This window comes from Streptomyces sediminimaris, from assembly GCF_047049295.1.
GTDB classification, from domain to species: domain Bacteria; phylum Actinomycetota; class Actinomycetes; order Streptomycetales; family Streptomycetaceae; genus Streptomyces; species Streptomyces sediminimaris.
This window is the reverse complement of the sequence record NZ_JBJWOT010000001.1, coordinates 2,248,266-2,270,377: the sequence shown is the minus strand read 5'-3', so window position 1 is coordinate 2,270,377 and position 22,112 is coordinate 2,248,266. Positions and strand designations below refer to the sequence as shown.

At 73.7% G+C, this 22,112-nt stretch carries 19 protein-coding genes and 3 pseudogenes; 11 read left to right on the top strand and 11 right to left on the bottom strand.

The genetic code is table 11. The features are described 5' to 3' along the window. Positions 1 to 257: 257 nt before the first annotated feature. Both ACJ9NR_RS10730 and ACJ9NR_RS10725 read right to left on the bottom strand, forming a co-directional pair. Positions 258 to 1,163, bottom strand: coding sequence for a chitosanase (locus tag ACJ9NR_RS10730; RefSeq protein ID WP_412487291.1), 906 nt, complete (start codon positions 1,161 to 1,163; stop codon positions 258 to 260). A gap of 36 nt (positions 1,164 to 1,199) precedes the next feature. Continuing rightward, on the bottom strand, positions 1,200 to 2,111 hold the full coding sequence (locus tag ACJ9NR_RS10725; RefSeq protein WP_412487290.1) for a rhomboid family intramembrane serine protease: 912 nt from the start codon (positions 2,109 to 2,111) through the stop codon (positions 1,200 to 1,202). 97 nt (positions 2,112 to 2,208) lie between these two features. On the opposite strand from ACJ9NR_RS10725, the gene ACJ9NR_RS10720 reads away from it, so the two are divergent. Continuing rightward, a complete protein-coding gene (locus ACJ9NR_RS10720; protein ID WP_412487289.1) occupies positions 2,209 to 2,937 on the top strand; it encodes a vWA domain-containing protein in 729 nt (242 codons plus the stop codon). A 37-nt stretch (positions 2,938 to 2,974) separates the two neighbouring features. On the opposite strand, the pseudogene ACJ9NR_RS10715 reads toward ACJ9NR_RS10720, so the two are convergent. The 3 genes and pseudogenes from ACJ9NR_RS10715 to ACJ9NR_RS10705 form a co-directional block, all read right to left on the bottom strand. Further along, a pseudogene (locus ACJ9NR_RS10715) lies at positions 2,975 to 3,517 on the bottom strand (acyl-CoA dehydrogenase family protein); the annotation flags it as partial. Between the two features lie 516 nt (positions 3,518 to 4,033). Next, a pseudogene (locus ACJ9NR_RS10710) lies at positions 4,034 to 4,369 on the bottom strand (acyl-CoA dehydrogenase family protein); the annotation flags it as partial. Next, entirely contained in the window at positions 4,369 to 5,508 is a 1,140-nt protein-coding gene (locus ACJ9NR_RS10705; RefSeq protein WP_412487288.1) for an acyl-CoA dehydrogenase family protein, read from the bottom strand. The pseudogene ACJ9NR_RS10710 and the gene ACJ9NR_RS10705, both read right to left, overlap by 1 nt. 48 nt (positions 5,509 to 5,556) lie before the next feature. On the opposite strand from ACJ9NR_RS10705, the gene ACJ9NR_RS10700 reads away from it, so the two are divergent. From ACJ9NR_RS10700 to ACJ9NR_RS10690, 3 genes are read left to right on the top strand one after another with little or no spacing between them, the layout of a single operon-like run. Continuing rightward, positions 5,557 to 6,348, top strand: coding sequence for an SDR family oxidoreductase (locus ACJ9NR_RS10700; protein WP_412487287.1), 792 nt, complete (start codon positions 5,557 to 5,559; stop codon positions 6,346 to 6,348). 26 nt (positions 6,349 to 6,374) lie between these two features. Beyond that, positions 6,375 to 6,986, top strand: a complete 612-nt coding sequence (locus ACJ9NR_RS10695; RefSeq protein WP_412487286.1) for a TetR/AcrR family transcriptional regulator — start codon at positions 6,375 to 6,377, stop codon at positions 6,984 to 6,986. 23 nt (positions 6,987 to 7,009) lie between these two features. Further along, positions 7,010 to 8,167, top strand: coding sequence for an acetyl-CoA C-acetyltransferase (locus ACJ9NR_RS10690; protein ID WP_412487285.1), 1,158 nt, complete (start codon positions 7,010 to 7,012; stop codon positions 8,165 to 8,167). A 22-nt stretch (positions 8,168 to 8,189) separates the two neighbouring features. On the opposite strand, the pseudogene ACJ9NR_RS10685 reads toward ACJ9NR_RS10690, so the two are convergent. The 5 genes and pseudogenes from ACJ9NR_RS10685 to ACJ9NR_RS10665 form a co-directional block, all read right to left on the bottom strand. After that, a pseudogene (locus ACJ9NR_RS10685) lies at positions 8,190 to 8,436 on the bottom strand (SIMPL domain-containing protein); the annotation flags it as partial. Between the two features lie 84 nt (positions 8,437 to 8,520). Next, positions 8,521 to 9,585: an NAD(P)H-dependent flavin oxidoreductase gene (locus tag ACJ9NR_RS10680; RefSeq protein ID WP_412488798.1), complete on the bottom strand. Its 1,065-nt coding sequence runs from the start codon at positions 9,583 to 9,585 to the stop codon at positions 8,521 to 8,523. Next, positions 9,585 to 10,373 (bottom strand): CoA-transferase subunit beta, encoded by a 789-nt coding sequence (locus ACJ9NR_RS10675; RefSeq protein ID WP_412487284.1) that lies wholly within the window; start codon positions 10,371 to 10,373, stop codon positions 9,585 to 9,587. The genes ACJ9NR_RS10680 and ACJ9NR_RS10675 overlap by 1 nt, the downstream gene beginning before the upstream one ends. After that, positions 10,370 to 11,185 (bottom strand): CoA transferase subunit A, encoded by an 816-nt coding sequence (locus ACJ9NR_RS10670; protein ID WP_412487283.1) that lies wholly within the window; start codon positions 11,183 to 11,185, stop codon positions 10,370 to 10,372. The genes ACJ9NR_RS10675 and ACJ9NR_RS10670 overlap by 4 nt, the downstream gene beginning before the upstream one ends. Continuing rightward, entirely contained in the window at positions 11,182 to 11,988 is an 807-nt protein-coding gene (locus tag ACJ9NR_RS10665; protein ID WP_412487282.1) for an enoyl-CoA hydratase family protein, read from the bottom strand. Before ACJ9NR_RS10665 ends, ACJ9NR_RS10670 begins: the two co-directional genes overlap by 4 nt. Before the next feature lie 54 nt (positions 11,989 to 12,042). Between ACJ9NR_RS10665 and ACJ9NR_RS10660 the strand changes: the two genes are divergently transcribed. Both ACJ9NR_RS10660 and ACJ9NR_RS10655 read left to right on the top strand, forming a co-directional pair. Beyond that, positions 12,043 to 12,783, top strand: a complete 741-nt coding sequence (locus tag ACJ9NR_RS10660) for an SDR family oxidoreductase (RefSeq protein ID WP_412487281.1) — start codon at positions 12,043 to 12,045, stop codon at positions 12,781 to 12,783. Between the two features lies 1 nt (position 12,784). Further along, the gene (locus ACJ9NR_RS10655) at positions 12,785 to 13,690 is read left to right on the top strand and encodes an SDR family oxidoreductase (protein ID WP_412487280.1); all 906 of its coding nucleotides are present in this window, start codon (positions 12,785 to 12,787) and stop codon (positions 13,688 to 13,690) included. A gap of 41 nt (positions 13,691 to 13,731) precedes the next feature. Here the strand turns inward: ACJ9NR_RS10655 and ACJ9NR_RS10650 are convergent, their stop codons facing one another. Continuing rightward, positions 13,732 to 14,628 carry a hypothetical protein gene (locus tag ACJ9NR_RS10650; protein ID WP_412487279.1) on the bottom strand — a complete coding sequence of 299 codons (897 nt, stop codon included), beginning with the start codon at positions 14,626 to 14,628 and terminating at the stop codon, positions 13,732 to 13,734. A gap of 565 nt (positions 14,629 to 15,193) precedes the next feature. On the opposite strand from ACJ9NR_RS10650, the gene ACJ9NR_RS10645 reads away from it, so the two are divergent. The 5 genes from ACJ9NR_RS10645 to ACJ9NR_RS10625 all read left to right on the top strand — a co-directional run bounded on the left by ACJ9NR_RS10645 (position 15,194) and on the right by ACJ9NR_RS10625 (position 22,110). Further along, on the top strand, positions 15,194 to 15,532 hold the full coding sequence (locus ACJ9NR_RS10645) for a chorismate mutase (RefSeq protein WP_412487278.1): 339 nt from the start codon (positions 15,194 to 15,196) through the stop codon (positions 15,530 to 15,532). Positions 15,533 to 15,684: 152 nt separating this feature from the next. Further along, positions 15,685 to 16,236 carry a response regulator gene (locus ACJ9NR_RS10640; RefSeq protein WP_412487277.1) on the top strand — a complete coding sequence of 184 codons (552 nt, stop codon included), beginning with the start codon at positions 15,685 to 15,687 and terminating at the stop codon, positions 16,234 to 16,236. 247 nt (positions 16,237 to 16,483) lie between these two features. Beyond that, the gene (pepN, locus tag ACJ9NR_RS10635) at positions 16,484 to 18,988 is read left to right on the top strand and encodes an aminopeptidase N (protein WP_412487276.1); all 2,505 of its coding nucleotides are present in this window, start codon (positions 16,484 to 16,486) and stop codon (positions 18,986 to 18,988) included. 249 nt (positions 18,989 to 19,237) lie between these two features. Continuing rightward, a complete protein-coding gene (locus tag ACJ9NR_RS10630) occupies positions 19,238 to 20,671 on the top strand; it encodes a pyridoxal phosphate-dependent decarboxylase family protein (RefSeq protein WP_412487275.1) in 1,434 nt (477 codons plus the stop codon). Beyond that, the gene (locus tag ACJ9NR_RS10625) at positions 20,668 to 22,110 is read left to right on the top strand and encodes a lysine N(6)-hydroxylase/L-ornithine N(5)-oxygenase family protein (protein ID WP_412487274.1); all 1,443 of its coding nucleotides are present in this window, start codon (positions 20,668 to 20,670) and stop codon (positions 22,108 to 22,110) included. The genes ACJ9NR_RS10630 and ACJ9NR_RS10625 overlap by 4 nt, the downstream gene beginning before the upstream one ends. The last annotated feature ends 2 nt before the right edge of the window (positions 22,111 to 22,112 follow it).

Sequence of the window (22,112 nt, the reverse complement as noted above, 5' to 3'; positions counted from 1 at the left end):
CCGTGCCCTGACGGCCTGACGGCCTGACGGCCTGACGGCCTGACGGCCTGACGGCCTGACGGCCTGACGGCCTGACGGCCTGACGGCCTGACGGCCTGACGGCCCTCGACGCCTGACGGCTCAGGGCTCCACACGTCCCGTACAACGGCGTACGGGCGGGATATCCGGGGGGCGACCCCCGGACCCCCCGTGGCGGCGCCTGCCCCGGAAGTCCCCGACCGGACGACGGGCAGGCGCCGTCGCACGTCCGGGCGGGGCTACGGCACCCGGTACGTCTCCCCGTACACCTTCCACGTCAGCGGCGTCTTCAGGCCGAGGTTCCCGTCGTAGAGGAACTGCCGCTGGGCCGTGTCGATGCGGGAGGTGTCGATGTCGGCCTTCTTGGCCTTCATGGCCTTGCGGCGCACGTCCAGGAAGATGTCGAGGTAGGCCTTCTCGGAGCCGCCCTGGGAGGGGATGTCCGCCTCCCTCATCGCGCGCTCGCGCAGGCCGTAGAAGCTGTTCGGGCCGGTGCCGGGGCCGTGGAAGACCAGGGCGTCGTAGTAGATGAACTGGCCCAGCGTGCCGAGGCCGTCGAGCTTGGCGAGGCGCACGGCCGGGTTGAAGTAGACGCGGTCGCGCTCCTCGTCCTGGGCCCTGCGGAAGGCCGGCAGCCGGGCCTCCGCCTTCCAGGCGGCCGTGAAGCCCGGGTCCAGGCCCTCGTGGGAGTCGGTGCCGTCGACCCTGCGCAGGGCGGGGAGGTACCTGGCGAGGCCGTTGCCGGGGTGGGTCCTGGTGTAGCGCTCGACCAGGGTGAGCAGATCGTGCGTGCCGGTGCAGAAGCCGATGACGCCGGCCGTGTAGCCCTGGCCGTCGCCGATGTCCTCGATGTAGCCGTAGGCGCTGCGCCAGTCCAGAGTCGAGTTCTCGGCGCTGGCGACCAGCTTCTGGGCCAGCTCCTTCTCGGCCGGGGCGGCGAGGCCGGGCGGCAGGTCGGCGATCACCTCGTCGTCCTCCGCCCGCTCCTGCTCCGCCCGGCTCTTGGCGTCCGCGGCGCCGTGCGGCGCCGCGGACACGGACGTCTTCGGCCTGCCGTCGTCGGAGTGCGCGGGCGTGAGGACGTAGACCCCCGCGGTGATGACCACGGGGAGGGCCGCGAGGAGCAGACAACCGGCGCGCTTCATGGAGCACACATTACGTGCACGGATCCCACCGTTCGCTCACACGGTCAGTTCGGCGACCCTCGCCATGCTGAGGATCACCAGCAGCGCCAGCAGGGCGAGGCCCGTGCCGGCCTGGACGAGGTCGCGGCGCTGGTCCCGGGGCGCGTAGGCGTACGCCAGGGTCAGCACGCCGCCCGCCAGGAGGCCGCCGAGGTGGCCCTGCCAGGAGGTGAGGCCGGCGGAGATCAGCAGCCACAGCAGCAGGCCGGCCATGAAGCGGTTGACGGGGCGCATGTCGGCGCCGAGGCGGCGGGCCATCACGTAGTACGCCGCCCCGAGCCCGAAGATCGCCCCGGACGCGCCGAGCGTCGGGGTGTCGGGCGCGATCAGCAGAACCAGGACCGATCCGCCGAGCGCGGACAGCAGGTACAGGGCGACGTAGCGGACCCGGCCCAGCTGGTACTCCACGATCCGGCCGAGGTTCCACAGTGCCACCATGTTCATCACGATGTGCAGGATCCCGAACGTCCCCTCGGTGACCGGGAGATGGAGGAAAGCGCCGGTCAGCAGCCGGTACCACTCGCCGTCGACGACGCCTTCGGGGTGGTAGCCCGCGGGGTGGGCGGCCTGCCACACGTAGTGCGCGCCGTCCGGTCCGGCGAGGCCGCGGCCCAGCATCTCGAAGCGGTCCACGATCCCCGGGCGCACCGACTCGCCGACGTACGCGAGCACGTTGAGGCCGATCAGGATGTACGTCACCACGGGCACGGCCGCGATCCGGCCGCCGAACACCGTGCGGGCCCGCCGTACCGACCGCGCGCCCTCCTTCACGCACTCCACGCACTGGTGGCCGACCGCCGCCTCCCGCATGCAGTCGGGGCAGATGTAGCGGTCGCAGCGGGTGCAGCGGACGTGGGACTCCACCCTGGGATGGCGGTAGCAGGTGGTGACGGCGGACTCGGGTTCCACGGCCGGCTCCTCGGAAGGTGTGGGACAGACGGTGAGCCGGTGGGGACGGCGGCGAACAAAATAACCAACACCGGGGGCGGATGGGAGAGTAGGGGCCATGGTCGCGATCAGTCTGCAGAAGGTGGAGGAGACCGCGCCCGCGCTGGTCGGTCTCTACAAGAGCGCGGGGGTGTCCCTCGCCAAGCACGGCCTGGACGGACAGCGGGCCGCGGTCTACCTCGTGGTCGACTACTCCGGGTCCATGGCGCCGTACTTCAAGGACGGCAGTGTCCAGGCGCTGGCCGACCGGGTACTCGGCCTGTCGGCCCATCTCGACGACGACGGTGTGGTGCCGGTCGTCTTCTTCTCCACGGACGTCGACGCCGTGGCCGACATCGGTCTCCGTGACCACAGCGGACGCATCGAGAGGCTCGCGGCCGAACTCGGTCACATGGGCAGGACCAACTACCACGTGGCGATGGACGTCGTCATCGACCACTACCTCGACACCGGCTGCGAGGAACCTGCTCTGGTCGTCTTCCAGACCGACGGGGGACCGACCAGCAGGGCCGCCGCGGAGAAGTATCTGTGCAAGGCGGCCCGCCTGCCCTTGTTCTGGCAGTTCATCGGCTTCGGAGACCCGGACAGCCGGCAGTTCGACTTCCTGCGCAGGCTCGACGAGTTGCCGGTACCGCACAAGCGTGTGGTCGACAACGCCGGCTTCTTCCACGCGGGAACGGACCCTCGGCGGGTGTCGGACGCGGAACTGTACGACCGGTTGCTCGGCGAGTTCCCCCAGTGGCTCGCCGCCGCCAGGGCGCGGGGCATCCTGCCGCCGGCGTCCTGACCGGCCGCCGCGTCGGCCGGGACCGCATCCCAGGAACTCACCGGCGATGATCACCACCACCGACCACGACGTCCCGGCACGCCTGGGGCCCGCCCCAGGCGTCGCGCAGAGCGCGGGCCTTGGTCAGCCACAGCGACAGGTCGTACTCGGCGGTGTACCCGATCGCGCCGTGCGACTGCAGCGCGGTACGGGCGGTGGCGCAGGCCGCCTCGCAGGCGGCGACCTTCGCGGCGGCGACGTCGGCGGGCGCGAGGGTCAGGGCGGCGCCCAGCACCAGGGGGCGCGCGAATTCCAGGGCGATCTTCGCGTCGGCCAGGCGGTGCTTGACGGCCTGGAACGAGCCTATGGGCACGCCGAACTGGGTCCGCTGTCCGACGTACCCGACGGTGCGGTCCAGCAGGGCCAGACCGACCCCGAGGGCCTGGGCGGCGGTGGCGAGGCGAGCCAGCAGCAGGGCGCGCGCCACGGCCTCGGACACCCGCGGCCCGTCGGCGAGGAACTCCCCGCCGGCCGGCAGCGCGAACAGCCGCCGGGCGGGGTCGAGGGACGGCCGGGGGGCGGAAGCGGGGGCGGGGCCCGGGAAGGCGGAGCGGGGGTCGGCCGTCCCGGCTGGGCAGGCGGGGTCGGGGGTGGTCGGTCCGACCGGCGGCGCGAGGCGTACGGCCGTGGACCCCGCACCGCGGGGCCCGCCCCTCTCGCGGCCGGGCATCCTGGGCCCCGGCACCCCGGGCCCCGGCACCCCGGGCCCCGGCACCCCGGGCCCCGGCACCCTGGATCCCGGCCCCTCGAACTCCTGCCCTCCGACTCCCTGCCCTCCGACTCCCTGCTCCCCTGCCCCCTGCCCCCCGACCTCCGGCCCCTCGGCCCCCTGCCCTCCGACCTCCGGTCCCTCGGCCCCCTGCCCTCCGACCTCCGGTCCCTCGACCCCCTGCCCTCCGACCTCCGGTCCCCCGACCCCCTGCCCCCCGACCTCCGGTCCCCCGGCCGCCCGCGCCCGGGCGTGCGGACGCTCCACCGACAGCCGGATGTCTGCCATGTCGGCGTCCAGTGCGCAGGAGGAGGTCGTCATGGTCGCCACGCACGCGCCGGAGGCCAGCGCGGGCAGGAGGCGCTCGGCGGGGGCCGGGTCGTCGAGGCCGGCCAGGAGGGCCGCCGTCGCGGCCGTCTCCACCAGCGGGCCCGGGACCGCGTGCCGTCCCGACTCGGTCAGGGCGACGACCAGTTCGACGGGGTGGAGGCCCGCGCCGCCGTATTCCTGCGGAACAGCCAGGGAGAAGACGCCCGCGTCCGCGATGCGGGACCACAGCGCGCGCCCGCTCGTGTGGTCGCCGCGGCTCCAGTCCCGTACGACCGACGGGGTGTCCGCCGCCGTCAGCATCGCGTCCAGCGAGTCGGCGAACGCCCGCTGTTCGGCGTCGAGCAGGAAGCGCATCAGCGGCGTCCCTTCGGCAGGCCCAGCAGGCGCTCGGCGATGATGTCCCGCTGGATCTCGTTCGTGCCCGCGTAGATGGGGCCCGCGAGGGAGAAGACGTAGCCCTCGGACCAGGGGGTGTCCGCCAACTCGGCCTCCTCGCCGAGCAGATCGAGTGCCGTCTCGTGCGCGGCGAGGTCCAGCTCCGACCAGAAGACCTTGTTCAGGCTGGACTCCGGGCCGAGAAGAGCGCCCTCCAGGAAGCGGGAGGCCGCCGCGTAGGTGAAGAGCTGGTACGCGCGGGCGCCGATCAGTGCGTCGGCCACCCGCGGCTGGGCACTGCTGGGGCCGCCCACCAGCCGCCACAGCCGCCGCAGGCGCTCCGCGGTGGCGAGGAAGCGGCCGGGGGCCCGCAGCATCAGCCCCCGCTCGTTGCCCGCCGTCGACATCGCGATCCGCCAGCCCTCGCCGGGGGCGCCGATCACGTCCTCGTCCGGCACGAAGACCTCGTCCAGGAACAGCTCCGCGAACGCCGGCTTCCCGTCGAGCCGGCCGATCGGCCGGACCGTGACACCGGGGGCGCGCAGGTCGAACATCACGTAGGTCAGCCCCTGGTGGGGTTTCGGCCGGTCGGCGTCGCTGCGGAACAGGCCGAAGGCGCGGTCCGCGAACGCGGCCCGCGACGACCACGTCTTCTGCCCGCTCAGCAGCCAGCCACCGTCCGTGCGCACCGCCCTGGACCGCAGGGACGCGAGGTCGGAGCCGGCCTCCGGCTCCGACCACGCCTGCGCCCAGACGACCTCACCGGTGCCCATGCGAGGCAGCACGCGCGCCCGCTGCTCCTTCGTGCCGTGGTCGAAGAGGGTCGGCGCGAGCAGGCTGATGCCGTTCTGCCCGACGCGCCCCGGCGCGCCCGCCGCCCAGTATTCCTCCTCGAAGATCAGCCAGTGGATCAGGTCCGCGTCCCGTCCGCCGTACTCCACCGGCCAGTTGACGGCCGACCAGCGGTCCGCGGCCAGCTCCGCCTCCCACGCGCGGTGTGCCGCGAAGCCCTCCGCCGTCTCCAGCGACGGCAGGGGAGCGCCCGGCACATGGGCCGCGAGCCAGTCCCGGGCCTCGGTGCGGAAGGCATCCTCCTCCTGCGTGAAGGCGAGATCCATCGGCGGCCATCCTTCCCTAACAAGTGTTTGGTAGGTTAGCGTGGAGCCATGACAGCCGTCGAGAGCCCTGTGTACGAACCGGGACACGGACTGCTCAAGGGACGCACCGCCGTCATCACCGCGGCCGCCGGCGCGGGCATCGGCGGCGCGACCGCGCGGCGCTTCCTGGAGGAGGGGGCGCGCGTGCTGATCAGCGACGCCCATCCGCGGCGGCTGAAGGCGTACGAGACCGAGCTCGCCGGTGAGTTCGGTCCGTCGGCGGTGGCCGCTCTGCCCTGCGACGTCACCGACGACAACCAGGTGCGAGCCCTGTTCGAGGCGGCCGAGGGGGAGCACGGACGGCTGGACGTGGTGGTCAACAACGCCGGCCTGGGCGGCACTTCGGACCTGGCGGACATGAGCGACGAGCAGTGGACCCGCGTCCTCGACGTGACCCTGAACGGCACCTTCCGGTGCACCCGGACGGCGCTGAGACGGATGCGGGCGGACGGCCGCGGCGGCGTCATCGTCAACAACGCCTCCGTCGTCGGCTGGCGTGCCCAGGCCGGCCAGGCGCACTACGCCGCCGCCAAGGCGGGCGTGATGGCGCTGACCCGGTGCGCGGCGATGGAGGCGGCCGGGTACGGGGTGCGGGTCAACGCCGTCTCCCCGAGCCTCGCCATGCATCCACACCTGGTGAAGGTGACGACGGACGACCTGCTGCGGGAGCTGACCGCACGCGAGGCGTTCGGGCGGTACGCGCAGCCCTGGGAGGTGGCCAACGTGATCGTGTTCCTGGCCTCCGGCTACTCCTCGTACCTCACCGGAGAGGTCGTCTCCGTCAGCAGCCAGCACCCCTGAGGACCGGAACAGATCACAATGGAAGCGTGCCGACCAAGAAGAAGCCCCAGGTGACCGCCGCCCCCGCCCGGCGCCGCGAACTCCTCGACACCGCCGCCGAGGTCTTCGCCGAACAGGGCTACAACGCCACCACCGTACGCAAGATCGCCGACCACGCGGGCATGCTCGCGGGCAGCCTCTACTACCACTTCGACTCCAAGGAATCGATGCTGGAGGAGATCCTGCGCACCTTCCTCGACGAGCTCTGGGGCGGCTACGACGCCGTCCTGGAGGCCGAGTCGGGACCGCGGGAGACCCTGGAGGCCCTGGTCACCGAGTCGTTCCGGGAGATCGACCGGCACCGCGCCGCCGTCGCGATCTACCAGAAGGAGAGCAAGCAGCTCGTCGCGCAGGAGCGGTTCGCCTTCCTCGCCGAGTCGCAGCGCAGGTTCGAGAAGGCGTGGCTGTCCACGCTGGAGCGCGGGGTCGCCGCCCAGGTCTTCCGGGCCGACCTCGACGTCCGGCTCACCTACCGGTTCGTGCGCGACACGGTGTGGGTGGCCGCGTCCTGGTACCGGCCGGGCGGGCAGCACAGCCCGGAGGAGATCGCCCGGCAGTACCTGTCGATGGTGCTGGACGGGATCGCCGTACGTGAATAGCCCTTACAGCTGAGGGAGTTGCCATGGCCGAGGCCTACATCGTCGAAGCGGTCCGTACGCCCGTCGGGCGGCGCGGGGGCGGGCTGAGCGGGGTCCACCCGGCCGATCTCGGGGCGCACGTGCTGGGGGAGCTGGTCGCCCGCGCGGGCGTGGACCCGGCGGCCGTGGAGGACGTCGTGTTCGGCTGTCTGGACGCGGTGGGGCCGCAGGCCGGGGACATCGCGCGGACCTGCTGGCTGGCGGCCGGGCTGCCCGAGGAGGTGCCGGGCGTGACGGTCGACCGGCAGTGCGGCTCCTCGCAGCAGGCCGTGCACTTCGCGGCGCAGGCCGTGCTGTCCGGCACGCAGGACCTGGTGGTCGCGGGCGGCGTGCAGAACATGTCGCAGATCCCGATCGCCTTCGCCACCCGCCGGGCAGCCGAGCCGCTGGGCCTCACCCAGGGGCCGTTCGCGGGCAGCGAGGGGTGGCGGGCGCGATACGGCGACCGGCCGGTGAACCAGTTCGCGGGCGCCGAGATGATCGCCGCGAAGTGGGGGATCAGCCGCACGGACCAGGAGGAGTTCGCGCTGCGCTCGCACCGGCGGGCGCTGCGGGCCATCGACGAGGGCCGCTTCGAGCGGGAGACCGTGGCCTGCGGCGGGGCCGCCGTGGACGAGGGGCCGCGCCGGGACACCTCGCTGGAGAGGATGGCCGGACTGAAGCCGGTCCTCGACGGCGGCACCATCACCGCCGCCTGCTCCTCGCAGGTCTCCGACGGCGCGGCGGCGATGCTGCTGGCCTCGGAGCCGGCGGTGCGCGAGCACGGCCTCGCGCCACGCGCGCGCGTGCACCACCTCTCCGTGCGCGGCGAGGACCCCATCCGCATGCTCTCCGCGCCGATACCCGCCACCGCCCACGCCCTGAAGAAGACCGGCCTGAGCATCGACGACATCGACCTCGTCGAGATCAACGAGGCCTTCGCGCCGGTCGTCCTCGCCTGGCTCAAGGAGACCGGCGCCGACCCGGCGAAGGTCAACGTCAACGGCGGCGCCATCGCCCTCGGCCACCCCCTCGGCGCGACCGGCACCAGGCTGATGACGACCCTGCTGCACGAACTGGAGCGCACGGGCGGCCGGTTCGGGCTGCAGACGATGTGCGAGGGCGGCGGCCAGGCGAACGTGACGATCATCGAACGGCTCTGACGACCGGCGCGGGGGCGGCCCGTCAGTGGGTGAGCGAGAAGCCCAGGACCACGCCCGCCGACACCTCCACCATGCCCGGCGCCAGGTCGCCCGCCGAGTTGCCGCCCCCCGCCGCCGTGGCCCCGGTACTGGCGGAACTCGTACGACTCGGAGTCCACGTCCTGGATGTGCACCACCGGGCCGAGCCGCACCCCGGACGCCTCCGTGTACGCCTCGGCCTTGCGCCGGGCCGCCGCCACCGCCTCGCGCCGCGCCTCCACCCGTACGCTGCCGGCGCCGAACACTCCCCACGCTCGGCTTCGCTCGCGCGGGCGGTACCCCCACTCGCCCCCAGGGGTCTTCGATCGTCTCCGTCATGCGCGCATTGAAGCACCGCCGGCCGGCAGCGCGTCCATGATCCCCGCCGCCTGCGACATCACTCTCCGCACCAGCTCCGCACACGACGGCAGGTCCTCGATGACGCCGGCGACCTGCCCGGAGGCCATCACCCCGAGATCCGTACGGCCGTCCACCATCGCGGACCTGAGCAGCATCGGTGTGTTGGCGGCCAGCAGCACCTGGCTCCAGGACAGGTTCTTGCCATGGCGCAGGGCGAGCCCGTCGCGCACCATCTGCCGCCGGCTGAGCCCGGACAGCCGCCGGAACCCGGCCGCTCGGCGGACGGCGTGCAGCAGGTTCCCCGTGCGGCCGGACTTCTCCAGCACGTCCACGAAAGGCGTGCGGAGCATCCGGTGGGGCAGGCCGTCGACGGCCGTGGTGAGGGTGACGTCCTTGACCGACGCCGCCAGGTACCGCGCCTTCACCGCGTCCGGCACGGTCGAGTCCGACGTCAGCAGGAACCGCGTGCCCATCGCGATCCCGGCGGCCCCGTACGCCAGCGCCGCCACCAGGCCCCGCCCGTCGAAGAAGCCGCCGGCCGCCACGACCGGTATCCGTACCGCGTCCACCACCTGCGGCAGCAGCACGGTCGTCGCGACCTCGCCGGTGTGCCCGCCGCCCTCGCCGCCCTGCACGATCACGGCGTCGGCGCCCCAGGCCGCCACCTTCTCGGCATGCCGCCGGGCGCCGACGGAGGGCATGACGACCACGCCCGCCTCCTTCAGCTCCGCGATCAGCTCCGGGGAGGGGGCGAGGGCGAAGGACGCCACCCGCACGCCTTCCTCGATCATGATCCGGACCCGGTCGCCCGCGTCCGAGGCGTCGGCGCGGAGATTGACCCCGAAGGGCGCGTCGGTACGGGACTTGACCTCCCGGATCGCCGCGCGCAGCCGGTCGGCGGTCATGGTCGCGGAGGCCAGGATGCCGAGTGCGCCCGCGTTCGCCGTCGCGGAGACCAGGCGGGGCCCCGCCACCCAGCCCATGCCCGTCTGTACGATCGGGTGCCGCACGCCGACCAGCCGGGTGAGCGCGGTACGCATCACGAGGCGACCTCCCGGGCCCGGGTGTCACCGGGATCGATCACCTCGCGGACGAGGCGCAGTTCCTCGGCGGTGGGTTCGCGGGTCGCCGGGACCTCGCCGGGGACGGCCAGGTCGAAGGAGGTCGCCTCCCTGACCTGCTCCACGGTGACGCCGGGGTGCAGCGAGGCCAGCCGCATCGAGTGGCCGGGCGTGTCGAAGTCGAAGACGCCGAGGTCGGAGACGACCCGCGGGATGCGGTGATAGCGGGCCCCGCCCGCGTGGTCGTACCCGACTCCGCACACCATGTCGACGCGCTCGACGAAGACCCGCCGGGAGTGCTTCGGCACCCAGTAACTGGTCGGGTTGTTGAGCGTGTTGACCGGCGCGCCGCGCACCCCCAGCAGCTGCCGCCCCGGCCGTGCCCAGTCGCCGATGCACGCGATGTTCTGGTTGCCGTACCGGTCGATCTGGCTCGCGCCCATCATCACGTGCCGCCTGCCGCCGGTGACCAGGGCGAGGTGCCGGCGGTAGGGCAGCCAGCCCTCGGTGGTGCCGTCCGGGCGGACGAGCAGTGCCTCGCCGTCGGTCAGCAGCAGGTCGGGCGCGAAGGTGAGCCGGGCCAGCCGGGCCCCGATGGCCGGGATCAGGCCCATGGGGCTGGCCAGCACCTCACCGCCTCCGCGCCAGGCCTCGGCGCAGGCGATCACGCAGTACTCGGCGCGGGTGGGTGGGAGAAGAGGGGTGCGGGTGGGTGGGAGAAGAGGGGCGCGGGTGGGCGGGAGAGGGTGGGCGGGCCTGTCGGTCATGATCCGGTCCTCTCGGGGGAGGCGAGGTGGCGCGCGGCGAACTCCGGCCAGGGTGTGGTGGCGTACTCCCGTTGCGCGGCCTCGTCCCGGCCGTAGTCCGGTGCGCAGGAGGTGAAGTGCGCGCCGTTCGGGGCCTCCACGACACCGGTCACCGTGTGCCGCTGGACGAGCAGCGTCTGGGGTGCCGCATCCTTCGTCAGCTCGGCCGTGTCGACGATCCGTTCGCAGCTGACGTAGGCCGCGTCCGCCGCCTCGCAGAACAGGTCGTCGAAGTAGGGGTCCGGGCCCAGGTACTGCCCGTTGCCGAGCCGGTCGGCGCGGTTGACGTGCACCAGGGCCGCGTCCAGCCGCAGGGCGGGCACCGCCACGAACGTCTCCCCGTCCTCGTAGGGCGAGGTGACCGTCTTCAGGCCGGGGTTGACCCGCATCACGTCCGAGCCGATCCCGGCCCGCACCGGCAGGAACGGCAGCCGGTTCGCGGCCGCCCGCAGCCCCCACATGAACATCGCCTCGTCGAGCTCCGTCAGCTCCAGGGCGCCGGACTCCCGGGCCGCGCGGTAGTGCGGTTCGAGAGGGATCGAGTCGAGGGTGACGAAGGCGGCGACCAGCCTGCGGATCCGTCCGGCGGCCGCCAGCATGCCGACGTCGGGACCGCCGTAGGAGACCACCGTGAGGTCCGTGACGTCGGACCGCAGCAGGGCTCTGACCAGGGCCATGGGCTTGCGGCGCGAGCCCCAGCCGCCGATGCCGAGGGTCATGCCGCTCTCCAGACGGCGGACGGCCTGCTCGGCGGTCATCGTCTTGTCGCTCACTCCGCGCCCTCCTTGCCGAAGGTGTCCCGCACCCGGTCGGCCGCGCCGGCGGTGCTCGCCTCGTAGGTGAAGCCCTGCTCGAAGCGGTAGCTGCGGCGCACGTCGACGGGGTCGATGCCGTTGATGGCGGCCTTGGCCAGCCGCACCAGCTCGCCGTCCTTGGCGGCGATCTCCCGCGCCAGCTCCAGTGCGGCCGTGCGCAGTTCCCCGCGCGGCACCACCCGCCACACCGAGCCGTACCGGTGCAGCTCGGCCGCGCTCACGGTGCGCGCGGTGTAGTACAGCGCGCGCATCAGGTGCTGCGGGACCAGGCGGGCCAGATGCGTGGCCGCGCCCAGGGCGCCCCGGTCCAGCTCGGGCAGCCCGAACGTGGCGTCCTCGCTCGCCACGATCACGTCGGCGTTGCCCACCAGGCCGATGCCGCCGCCCAGGCAGAAGCCCTGCACCGCCGCCACCACGGGCACCGCGCACTCGTACACCGCCGCGAACGCCTCGTAGCAGCCCCGGTTGGCGCCGATCAGGGCACGCGAGCCCCGCGCCTGTATCTCCTTGATGTCCACGCCCGCGTTGAACCCCCGTCCCTCCGCGGCCAGCACCACGCACCGCGCCCGCGGGTCGCGGCCCGCCGCGCGCACCGCCTCGGCCAGCGCGTACCAGCCCGCCACCGGCAGCGCGTTTACCGGCGGGAAGTCGACCGTCACGACGGCGATCCCCTCTTCGCCGGTCTCTCCGGTCTCTCCGGTCCCTGCGGCCTCTCCCGCTTCTGCGGGCCTGTTTTCCGGGAACGAGGTGGAGACACTCATGGGCGCATCAGCTACCTTTCCACCAAACGTTTGTTAGGTGAAGGGTAGCCGCGCATGGGACTGAACGGGAAGGTCGCGGTCGTCACCGGCGGCAGCCGCGGCGTCGGGGCAGGGATCGCGAGGGCCTTCGCCGAGGCCGGCGCCGAGGTCGTGACCTGTGCGCGCAGACCGCCCGAGGAGCCCGTCGAGGGAACGGAGTTCTTCCCCGTCGACCTGCGTGATCCGGACGCCGTGGGCCGCTTCTTCGCCCGGCTGCCCCGGGTGGATGTGCTGGTGAACAACGCGGGCGGCACTCCCCACCGCCGGCTCGACCGGTCCGGGGCCCGGTGGCACGCCCGGGTCGTCGAGCTGAACCTCATCACCCCGCTGACCGCCTCGCTCGCCGCGTACGGGCAACTGCGGCGCGCCGGAGGGTCGGTGGTGATGATCGGCAGCGTGAGCGGCACCCGCCCCTCACCCGGCACGGCGGCCTACGGCGCGGCGAAGGCCGGCCTGGAGAACCTCGCCCGCTCGATGGCCGTGGAATGGGCGCCGGAGGTCCGCGTCAACACCCTCGTCGTCGGCATGGTCCGCACCGAGCTGTCCCCGCTCCACTACGGCGACGAGGACGGCGTCGAGGCCGTCTCGCGTACGGTGCCGCTCGGCCGGATGGCCACACCCGCCGACGTCGGCGCCGCCGCCGTCTTCCTCGCCTCGGACGCCGCCGCGTACATCAGCGGGGCGAGCCTGCTCGTGCACGGGGGCGGGGAGCGTCCCGCCTACCTCGACGCGGCGACCGCCGGCAAGGAGGCGTGAGATGAACGGGATCTGCGACGGGCGGGTGGTCGTCGTCACCGGCGCCGGGCGCGGCCTCGGGCGGGCGCACGCGCTCGCCTTCGCGGCCCAGGGGGCCCGGGTCGTCGTGAACGACCTGGGCGTGGGGCTGGACGGCGCGCCCGGCGCCGACAGCCCCGCCGGGCGCGTGGTGGACGAGATCCGCGCGGCGGGCGGCGAGGCGGTCGCGCACGGCGGCGACATCGCGACCACCGAAGGTGCGGCGTCCCTGATCGCGGCCGCCCTGCAGGCGTACGGCCGCCTCGACACCCTCGTCAACAACGCCGGCTTCCTGCGCGACCGGATGCTGGTCAACCTCGACGAGGACGACTGGGACGCGGTGATGCGCGTGCACCTCAGAGGGCACTTCCTGCCGCTGCGGCACGCCGCCGCGCACTGGCGGACGGAGGCGAGGGCGGGCCGCGCGCCGGCCGCACGCGTCGTCAACACCAGCAGCGGGGCGGGTCTGCTGGGATCGGTCGGCCAGGGCAACTACAGCGCCGCGAAGGCGGGCGTCGTGGGGCTGACGCTGGTCGCGGCGGCCGAGCTCGCCCGCTACGGCGTCCAGGTCAACGCGATCGCACCCGCGGCCCGGACCCGGATGACGGAACGCGCCTTCGCCGAGACGATGGCCGCCCCGGCGACCGGCTTCGACGCGATGGCCCCCGGCAACGTCTCCCCCCTCGTCGTCTGGCTCGGCTCCGCCGCGAGCGCCGGCGTGACGGGCCGCGTCTTCGAGGCGGAGGGCGGCCGGATCACGGTCATGGAGGGCTGGCGGCCCGGCCCGAGCGCCGACAAGGGCGCCCGGTGGACCCCGGCCGAGGCGGGGGAGACGGCACGCGAACTGCTCGCGCGGGCGGAGGCGCCGGGGGCGGTGTACGGGAGCTGAGGGCGGGCGGCCGGCCGGGCCCTCCGGCGCCGGCACGGTCACTACGTGTCGCACTCCAGCACCGTCCGGCACAGCCCGCACCGCGCGCGGACGCGCCCCCGCACCGGCACCCGGATCCTTTGGTGGCAGGTGGGACAGGGGAACGACACCCGCAGCGGTCCGCGCCCGTCCGGGGTGAAGGAGTAGGGCGCACCGGGGTGCGGCGCGGGAGCGTGGTGGTCCTGGGCGTGGCGGCGGTCCCGGGCGTAACGGCGGCGCCCCGCCCAGCCGGCCGCCGTCAGCGGGGGCTGCTGCCCGTCGTGGCGGGCCTTGGCCATGCCGCGCTGGTAGGCCTCGTAGGCCTGCGGGCTGGTGAACCAGATCGAAGGGTCCTCGTCGAAGACCAGCGCGCGCTTGGCCAGGACGTAGCCGAACTCCTCGGGTGTCAGATAGCCGAGCTTCTGTGAGGACGCCGAGTCCTCCCGGTAGGCGTCCAGCAGCAGCCAGCCCGCGCCGAGGTAGGTCGTCGCCGTGTCCGTGAGGATCTCGTTGTCCCGGGTGCCGGGGAAGGACAGGTCCAGGCGGTGCAGGTAGACGTGCATGATCTCGTGTGCCAGCGCGGCTCCGATGTCGCGGCGGTGGGTGCGGAAGCGCTCGTTCAGCTCGACGAAGTACTCGGGGCCGGCGGCGAGTTCGATGTTCGCCGCGTGCTCCATCTCGCGGAAGCCGACGATCAGGCGGGCGTCCGGGAGGCGGTAGTGGTGGACGAGCTCGCGGGCCACCCGCTGGGCGCCCAGATGGATGTCGTCCGTGTCGGCGAAGGCCACGTCGGCCGGGGCGACGCTGCTGGAGAACGTCCGGATCGTGTCGTACGACAAGCGCCTGTAGAGCGCGGTGATGGCGGCCCGCACCTTCTCCAGGTGTGGGAAGCCGTGCTCGACCGGTCCGCCGTTCGCCACGCCTGACCCCCAGGACGACCTGCACCCGGTCCCACTCTACGGGGAGGCGGGCCGATTTTCCCCGGGCCGTTTCCCGGGGCCCTTTCCCGGGTCGTCCTCCCGCCAGGCGGTGTCGTGGGCCCTGTCGCCCCGTCGCCCTGTCGCCCCGTCGCCCCGTCGCCCTGTTGTCCCGTCGTCCCGTCTCCCTGTCCAGGGCGTCCGCAGGGAGACGCCGCCCGTGCCGGCCGCGTCCCGGCCGTCCAGCCCCGGCAGCCACACCGCGTTGCCGCCCTCGCCCAGCACCGGACCGGGTACGCACGGCGAGCGCCGTGGACCGGCGGACCGGAAGCGGCCCAGGCCGAAGGCGTTCACCCGGACGAACCCACGCCCCCGGCCCGGCAGTTCGAGCCGGACGTCCCGGTGCCGCGCACCGTGACCGTGCCCCGGTACGGCCCTGGCCCCGCGTCCCCGGGGGAGCGGGCCGACGGGGACGAGCCGGCCGCCCGCCCCGGCGAGCCGGCGACCGGGCCCTCGCCCGGTCCGCGGGGGTGATCGGCACCGGGCCCGCCCCGTAGGGTGGGCGCCCATGACCACCAGCAACACCGGCGCGCAGGACGTCGATCCTGCCGTCCGCACGGAACTCGCCCGGCTGCGCGACAGCATCGACAACATCGACGCGGCCGTCATCCACATGCTCGCCGAGCGCTTCAAGGCCACCCAGCAGGTCGGCCATCTCAAGGCCGCGCACCGGCTGCCGCCCGCCGACCCGGCCCGTGAGGCCCGCCAGATCGCGCGCCTGCGCGACCTCGCGGAGAGCGCCAAGCTGGACCCGGCGTTCGCTGAGAAGTTCCTGAATTTCATCGTGGCGGAAGTGATCCGGCACCACGAGCGCATCGCCGAGGACGCCGTGAACGGCTCCGCGTGAACGGCGAATTGACCTCGGCAGATGCCACAAGGGGAGTGACAGCACGGCCGGCAGGGGGCATGCTGCGCTGTGCACTCCTTGTCAGCTGACGGGCACGCCGCGTCAGCGTTCCGGTCATAAGCTGGTTGTCCACGCGGGAGGGACGTCGGGCCATGCCGGATGCCAAGATCCTCATCGTCGACGACCACGAGGACACGCTGTACGCCCTGGAGAGCGCCCTGGCCCCGCTCGGCTACCTGCTGGGGCGGGCCACGAGCGGCGACGAGGCGCTGAAGCAGGTGCTCCGAGGTCAGGTCGGCCTCCTCCTGCTCGACGTGCGCATGCCCGGCGTCAGTGGCCTGGACGTGGTCCGCTACATGCGCCGGGTGGAACAGACCCAGCACATCCCGGTCATCCTGCTCACCGGCTTCGGCGTCGACCACCTCGTGACCTCCACGGCCTTCGGGCTCGGCGTCGCCGACCTGGTCATGAAGCCCGTCGACCCCTGGGTCCTGCGCACCAAGGTCCGCTACCTCTACGACGCCCACCGCCGCTTCCTCGAACTGGAGCGGGAGGTACGCGCCCTGCGCGCCCTGGTCGAGGACCGCCCCGGGACCGGCGGGCCCGTGCCCCGCGCGCCCGGCCTGCCCCACCCGGACGCCTGTCTCCCCGTCCAGCGCACCGGCCGCGCGCACGACGGAGAGCTCGAGGAGGAGCGGACGTAGCGCGGGCGCCGGCATCCCGCAGGGGAAGGGAGACGTCCGTCCGGCCGCCCGGGGAATCCGTCCGGCCGTCCGGGAAGTCCGTCCGGCCGTCCGGGAAGTCCGTCCGGCCGTCCGGGAAGTCCGTCCGGCCGTCCGGGAAGTCCGTCCGGCCGTCCGGGGAACGCGGGCGCCGTCCGAGGGGAGCGCGCGCGGACCGCGCACCGATATCCCCTGTGCCGTGTCAGCGGCATCAGGCAGCATTGCCTGCATGTCCGTACTGACGCGCAACGAAGCGCAGACCCGTGCCACGCTCCTCGACGTCCACCGCTACACGATCGACCTCGATCTGACCACCGGCGACGAGACCTTCGACTCCCGTACCGTCATCCGGTTCAGCGCGCACGCGGACGCGGACACGTTCGTCGAGGTCAAGCCGGCCGAACTGCGCTCGGTCACGCTCGACGGACAGCCCCTCGACCCCGAGACCCTGCGTGAGAACCGCCTGCCGCTGAAGGGCCTCACCGCCGGCGAGCACGAACTGCGCGTCGACGCGAGCATGCGCTACTCCCGCACCGGCGAGGGCATGCACCGCTTCACCGACCCCACCGACGGCGAGACCTACCTCTACACGCAGCTGTTCATGGAGGACGTGCAGCGGGTCTTCGCCGCCTTCGACCAGCCCGACCTCAAGGCCGTCTTCGAGCTCGCGGTCACGGCCCCCGAAGGCTGGAGCGTCCTCGCCAACGGCGTCACCGAGCACCTCGGCGGGGGCCGCTGGCGGGCCGCCGCCACGCCACTGATCTCCACCTACCTCGTCGCCGTCGCCGCGGGCCCCTGGCACTCGGTGCGCACCGAGCACCGCGGCCTGCCCTTCGGCCTGCACTGCCGCCGCTCGCTCGCCCCCCACCTCGACGCGGACGCCGACGAGCTCTTCGAGATCACCCGGCAGTGCTACGACCGCTACCACGAGAAGTTCCAGGAGCCCTACCCCTTCGACTCCTACGACCAGGCGTTCGTCCCGGAGTTCAACGCCGGCGCCATGGAGAACCCGGGACTGGTCACCTTCCGCGACGAGTTCGTCTACCGCTCCGCGGTCACCGACACCGAGCGGCAGACCCGCGCCATGGTCGTCGCCCACGAGATGGCCCACATGTGGTTCGGCGACCTCGTCACCCTGCGCTGGTGGGACGACATCTGGCTGAACGAGTCCTTCGCCGAGTACATGGGCTACCAGACCCTCACCGAGGCGACCCGCTTCACCGACACCTGGACCGACTTCGGGGTCGCCCGCAAGGCCTGGGGCTACGACGCCGACCAGCGGCCGTCCACCCACCCCGTGGCCCCGGAGAACGTCGACGACACGGCCTCCGCCCTCCTCAACTTCGACGGGATCTCCTACGCCAAGGGCGCCTCCGCGCTGCGGCAGCTCGTGGCCTGGCTCGGCGAGAAGGACTTCCTCGCCGGCATCAACACCCACTTCGCCCGGCACAGGTTCGCCAACGCCACCCTCGCCGACTTCATCGACTCCCTCGCCTCCGCCACCGAGCGCGACGTGCACGCCTGGGCCGACGCCTGGCTGCGCACCACCGGGGTCGACACGCTCAGCCCGGTGGTGACCCGCGGCGACTCGGGCACCTACGGCCTCCGGGTCGAGCACACCGGCAGCCGCCCGCACCGCATCGCCGTCGGCCTCTACGACCAGGACGTCTCCGACGAGGGCGGGCAGCTCACCCTGCGCGAGCGCGTCGACCTCGACATCCCGCAGACCGAGCCCCAGCCGCTCGGCAAGCGCCCCGCCCTGCTCCTGCTGAACGACAGCGACCTCACCTACGCCAAGATCCGCTTCGACGCGGAGTCCTTCGAGGCGGTCCGCACCAGCCTGTCCGGCCTGCCCGACCCGCTCACGCGCGCGGTCGTGTGGAACGCCCTGCGCGACTCCGTCCGCGACGGCCGGATCCCGCCGGGCGCCTACCTCGAGGCGGCCCGCACGCACCTCCCGCACGAGACGGACCTCGCCCTCGTCCAGGGCGTCCTGGCCTTCGCCTCCGCCCAGGTGGCCGACCGCTACGTCACCCCCGGCGAGCGTCCGGCGGCCCTGAACACGCTCTCCTCCCTCTGCCGCGACCTCATCCGCCGCACCGAGGACGGCGACCACCCCGGCCTGCGCCTGATCGCCGTCCGCCACTTCATCGACGTCGCCGCCCAGCCCGACACCATCGCCGCCTGGCTCGCCGACGGCACCGTACCCGGCGGCCCCGAACTCGACCCCGAGCTGCGCTGGCGCGTCCTCGCCCGGCTCGCCGTCCTCGGCGCGACCGACGAGGCCGCCATCGCCGTCGAACTCGACCGCGACCCCTCCGCCACCGGCCAGGAGGGCGCCGCGCGCTGCCGCGCCGCCCTGCCCGACGAACAGGCCAAGGCACGGGCCTGGGCGGCGATGTTCGGCGGCGACGACGGCACCGACCTCTCCAACTACCTGTTCATCGCCACCGCCCAGGGGTTCTGGCAGCCCGAACAGGCCGATCTCCTGCGCGACTACGTCCCCCGCTACTACGGGGACGCGGTGGCGGTGGCCGCCCGCCGCGGCCCCGCCATCGCCGACGCCGCCGGCCGCTGGGCCTTCCCGCTGTACGCCGTGGACGCCGAGACGCTCCGCCTGGGCGAGACGTGCCTGACGGAGGCGCAGCCGATCCCGTCGCTGCGCCGCAAGCTCGTCGATCAACTGGACGACCTGGCACGGGCGTTGCGGGTGCGGGAGACGCGGGAGGCGTAGCGCGGGGAACCGGCCGGGCGCCGGTCCGCCGCCCGGCCCGTCCGGCGCTCGGGGCGGGGCCGGTCGAGGGCCGGTGGCCGGGGCCCTGGGGGCGGCAGCCCCCCGGCCCCCGGCGCTGCGGCACCCTCCCCGCGCAGCGCCGCGGGCAGGCGTACCCACTTTCGGGTTCCGATCGTTGACTCTTCGGGCACGCGCACGCATCTGCGTACAAGCTGGAACTCCCTCAGCCCGCGCGCCCGGGAGGAACCCATGAGCACACCGAGCCTCGCCTCGGGCCCCGAAGGCCGCGACGCCCTGCGCCCCCTGCTCGACACCGTGCTCGACGCGCTGGAGGAGGGCGCCCGCGCGCGCGGCGGCCCCCTGCCCGCGGGCGGACCGGACGCCGTGACCGCACGGCTGCAGGCGGCCGTCGGGGACGTACTGCCGCAGGACGGCGACCCCGGCGCCCTGCGCGCCCTCGTGCACGCCCTCGCCGAGGGCGCGGCCGACCCGGCCCACCCGCTGTGCGCCGGTCATCTGCACTGCCCGCCCCTCGCCGTCGCCACCGCCGCCGACCTGGCCGCCAGTGCCCTCAACCCCTCCCTGGACTCCTGGGACCAGGCGCCGGCCGCCTCCGCCCTGGAGGCCCTCGTCACCCGCGCGCTGGCCCGGGAGGCAGGCGCCTCCGACGCCGTCGTCACCACCGGCGGCACCGAGGCCAACCACCTCGCCCTGCTGCTGGCCCGAGAGCTCCACGGCGCCGGAGTCCGCCTCGTCTGCGGCGCGAACGCCCACCACTCGCTGCCCCGCGCCGCCTGGCTGCTCGGCCTGCCCGACCCGGTGATCGTTCCCACCCCGGCCGGCACGCTCGACCCCACCGCACTCGACGCGGCCCTGACCACCCTCCCCGGCCCGCACCTCGTCGCGGCCACCGCCGGCACCACCGACGCGGGCCTCATCGACCCCCTCCCCGAGATCGCCGCACTGTGCACCGCCCACCGGGCCCGTCTGCACATCGACGCCGCCTACGGCGGGGGCCTGCTGTTCAGCGACCGCCACCGCGAGCGGCTGGCCGGTCTGGGGCGTGCCCACAGCATCACCCTCGACCTGCACAAACTCGGCTGGCAGCCGGTCGCCGCGGGGCTCCTCGCGGTGCGCCACCCCCGCGACCTGGCCGTCCTCGAGCACCACGCCGACTACCTGAGCGCCGACGACGACACCGCGGCCGGCCTCCCCGACCTCCTCGGCCGCTCCCTGCGCACCACCCGCCGCCCGGACGTCCTCAAGGTCGCCGTCACGCTGCGCAGTCTGGGCCGCGGCGGCCTGGGCGCCCTCGTCGACCAGGTCTGCGGCCTGGCCCGCGAGTTCGCGGGTCTCGTCCAGGACCATCCCGCCTTCGAACTCCGCGGCAGGCCCGCGATCAGCACGGTCCTGTTCCGGCCCGCGCACGCCTCCGACGCCGCCGTGGCCGCCGTACGCCGGAGCCTGCTCCATCAGGGCCGGGCCGTCCTCGGCCGGGCCCGCCTCGACGGCCGGCTCTGGCTCAAGGCCACCCTGCTCAACCCCGGCACCCGCCCCACCGATCTGGCCGCCCTCCTCGACCTCGTCGAAGCAGGCGCCGCGCAGGTCGCCGAAGAAGCCGCACAGGCCGTGGCGGCCGAAGAGACAGCCGACGCACTCGTGGAAGGACCCACCCCCCGATGAGCACGCCCCACCGTCCCCGCCCCCCGCACCACGAGCCCGACGCCCCCCGCGACCTGGTCGGCGTCGGCATCGGCCCGTTCAACCTCTCGCTCGCCGCCCTCGCCCAGCCCCTCGCCGGACTCGACGCCGTCTTCTACGACCAGCGCCCCTCCTTCGACTGGCACCCGGGCCTGCTCATCGGCGGCTCCCGCGTCCAGGTCCCCTTCCTGGCCGATCTGGTGACCCTCGCCGACCCCGCCAGCGACTGGAGCTTCCTCAACCACCTCAAGGCCCGCGACCGGCTCTTCCCCTTCTACTTCGCCGAGCGCTTCCACATCCAGCGCGCCGAGTACGACGCCTACTGCCGCTGGGTCGCGGACAGCCTGTCCGCACTCCGCTTCGGCCACCAGGTCGACGCCGTCCGCTGGAACCCCGAACGGGACCTCTTCGAGGTCGACTTCACCCAGCTCGACGCCGACGGGGAGGCCGAGGCCCTCGGCCGCACGTACACCAGGAACGTCGTCCTCGGCATCGGCACCGAGCCCTACGTGCCCGAACCCCTCAAGCCCCTCGTCGAGGCGCCCGGCGTGCCCGTCGTGCACGCCGCCGACTACCTCACCCACCGCGAGGCGCTGCTCGGCGCCGGGCACGTCACCGTCATCGGCTCGGGGCAGTCGGGCGCGGAGATCTTCCTCGACCTGCTCCGCGACCGTCCCGTCACCCGCGAGAGGCTGCACTGGCTCGGCCGCACCGAGGCCTTCGCGCCCATGGAGTACTCCAAGCTCGGCCTCGAGCACTTCACGCCCGACTACACGCGCTACTTCCACGCCCTGCCCGAAGACGTCCGCGACCGTCTCGTGGCCGGCCAGTGGCAGCTGCACAAGGGCATCGACGCCGGCACCATCGCCGCCATCCACGACGAGCTCTACCGGCGCAGCCTGCACGGCGGCTGGCCCGACGTCGTCCTCACGCCCGGCGTCCGGGTCCGCACCGCGGGCCGCATCGCCACCACCAAGGTCGAACTCCACCTGGAGCATGTGCAGCAGGACACCCGCACCCGGCTGACCACGGACGCCGTCGTCCTCGCCACCGGCTACCGCGAACGCCCGCTCGGCCGCCTCCTCGCCGGCCTCGATCCCTATCTGCGCCGCGACAGCCGCGGACGCCCGCGCGTGGACGAGCAGTTCCGTCTCGTCCTGGACGCCTCCGTCAGCGGCTCCGACTGCCACGTCTACGTCCAGAACGCCGAACGCCACACCCATGGCGTCGGCGCCCCCGACCTCGGCCTCGCCGCCTGGCGCAGCGCCACCATCCTCAACTCCCTGACCGGGACGGACACATACCGGCTGCCGGCCCGGACGGCCTTCACCACCTTCGGGCTCGACCAGTCCCCGCACGCGCCGCGGGTTCCGCAGGCACGGCAGGCCCAGGTACTCACCCCGCTCGCCGACGGAAGATGACA

Coding starts and splice junctions, on each gene's coding strand:
- ACJ9NR_RS10730 (WP_412487291.1), bottom strand. CDS start 1,163: ATGAAGCGCGCCGGTTGTCTGCTCCTCGCGGCCCTCCCCGTGGTCATC.
- ACJ9NR_RS10720 (WP_412487289.1), top strand. CDS start 2,209: ATGGTCGCGATCAGTCTGCAGAAGGTGGAGGAGACCGCGCCCGCGCTG.
- ACJ9NR_RS10705 (WP_412487288.1), bottom strand. CDS start 5,508: ATGGATCTCGCCTTCACGCAGGAGGAGGATGCCTTCCGCACCGAGGCC.
- ACJ9NR_RS10700 (WP_412487287.1), top strand. CDS start 5,557: ATGACAGCCGTCGAGAGCCCTGTGTACGAACCGGGACACGGACTGCTC.
- ACJ9NR_RS10690 (WP_412487285.1), top strand. CDS start 7,010: ATGGCCGAGGCCTACATCGTCGAAGCGGTCCGTACGCCCGTCGGGCGG.
- ACJ9NR_RS10680 (WP_412488798.1), bottom strand. CDS start 9,585: ATGCGTACCGCGCTCACCCGGCTGGTCGGCGTGCGGCACCCGATCGTA.
- ACJ9NR_RS10675 (WP_412487284.1), bottom strand. CDS start 10,373: ATGACCGACAGGCCCGCCCACCCTCTCCCGCCCACCCGCGCCCCTCTT.
- ACJ9NR_RS10665 (WP_412487282.1), bottom strand. CDS start 11,988: ATGAGTGTCTCCACCTCGTTCCCGGAAAACAGGCCCGCAGAAGCGGGA.
- ACJ9NR_RS10660 (WP_412487281.1), top strand. CDS start 12,043: ATGGGACTGAACGGGAAGGTCGCGGTCGTCACCGGCGGCAGCCGCGGC.
- ACJ9NR_RS10655 (WP_412487280.1), top strand. CDS start 12,785: ATGAACGGGATCTGCGACGGGCGGGTGGTCGTCGTCACCGGCGCCGGG.
- ACJ9NR_RS10645 (WP_412487278.1), top strand. CDS start 15,194: ATGACCACCAGCAACACCGGCGCGCAGGACGTCGATCCTGCCGTCCGC.
- ACJ9NR_RS10640 (WP_412487277.1), top strand. CDS start 15,685: ATGCCGGATGCCAAGATCCTCATCGTCGACGACCACGAGGACACGCTG.
- pepN (WP_412487276.1), top strand. CDS start 16,484: ATGTCCGTACTGACGCGCAACGAAGCGCAGACCCGTGCCACGCTCCTC.
- ACJ9NR_RS10630 (WP_412487275.1), top strand. CDS start 19,238: ATGAGCACACCGAGCCTCGCCTCGGGCCCCGAAGGCCGCGACGCCCTG.
- ACJ9NR_RS10625 (WP_412487274.1), top strand. CDS start 20,668: ATGAGCACGCCCCACCGTCCCCGCCCCCCGCACCACGAGCCCGACGCC.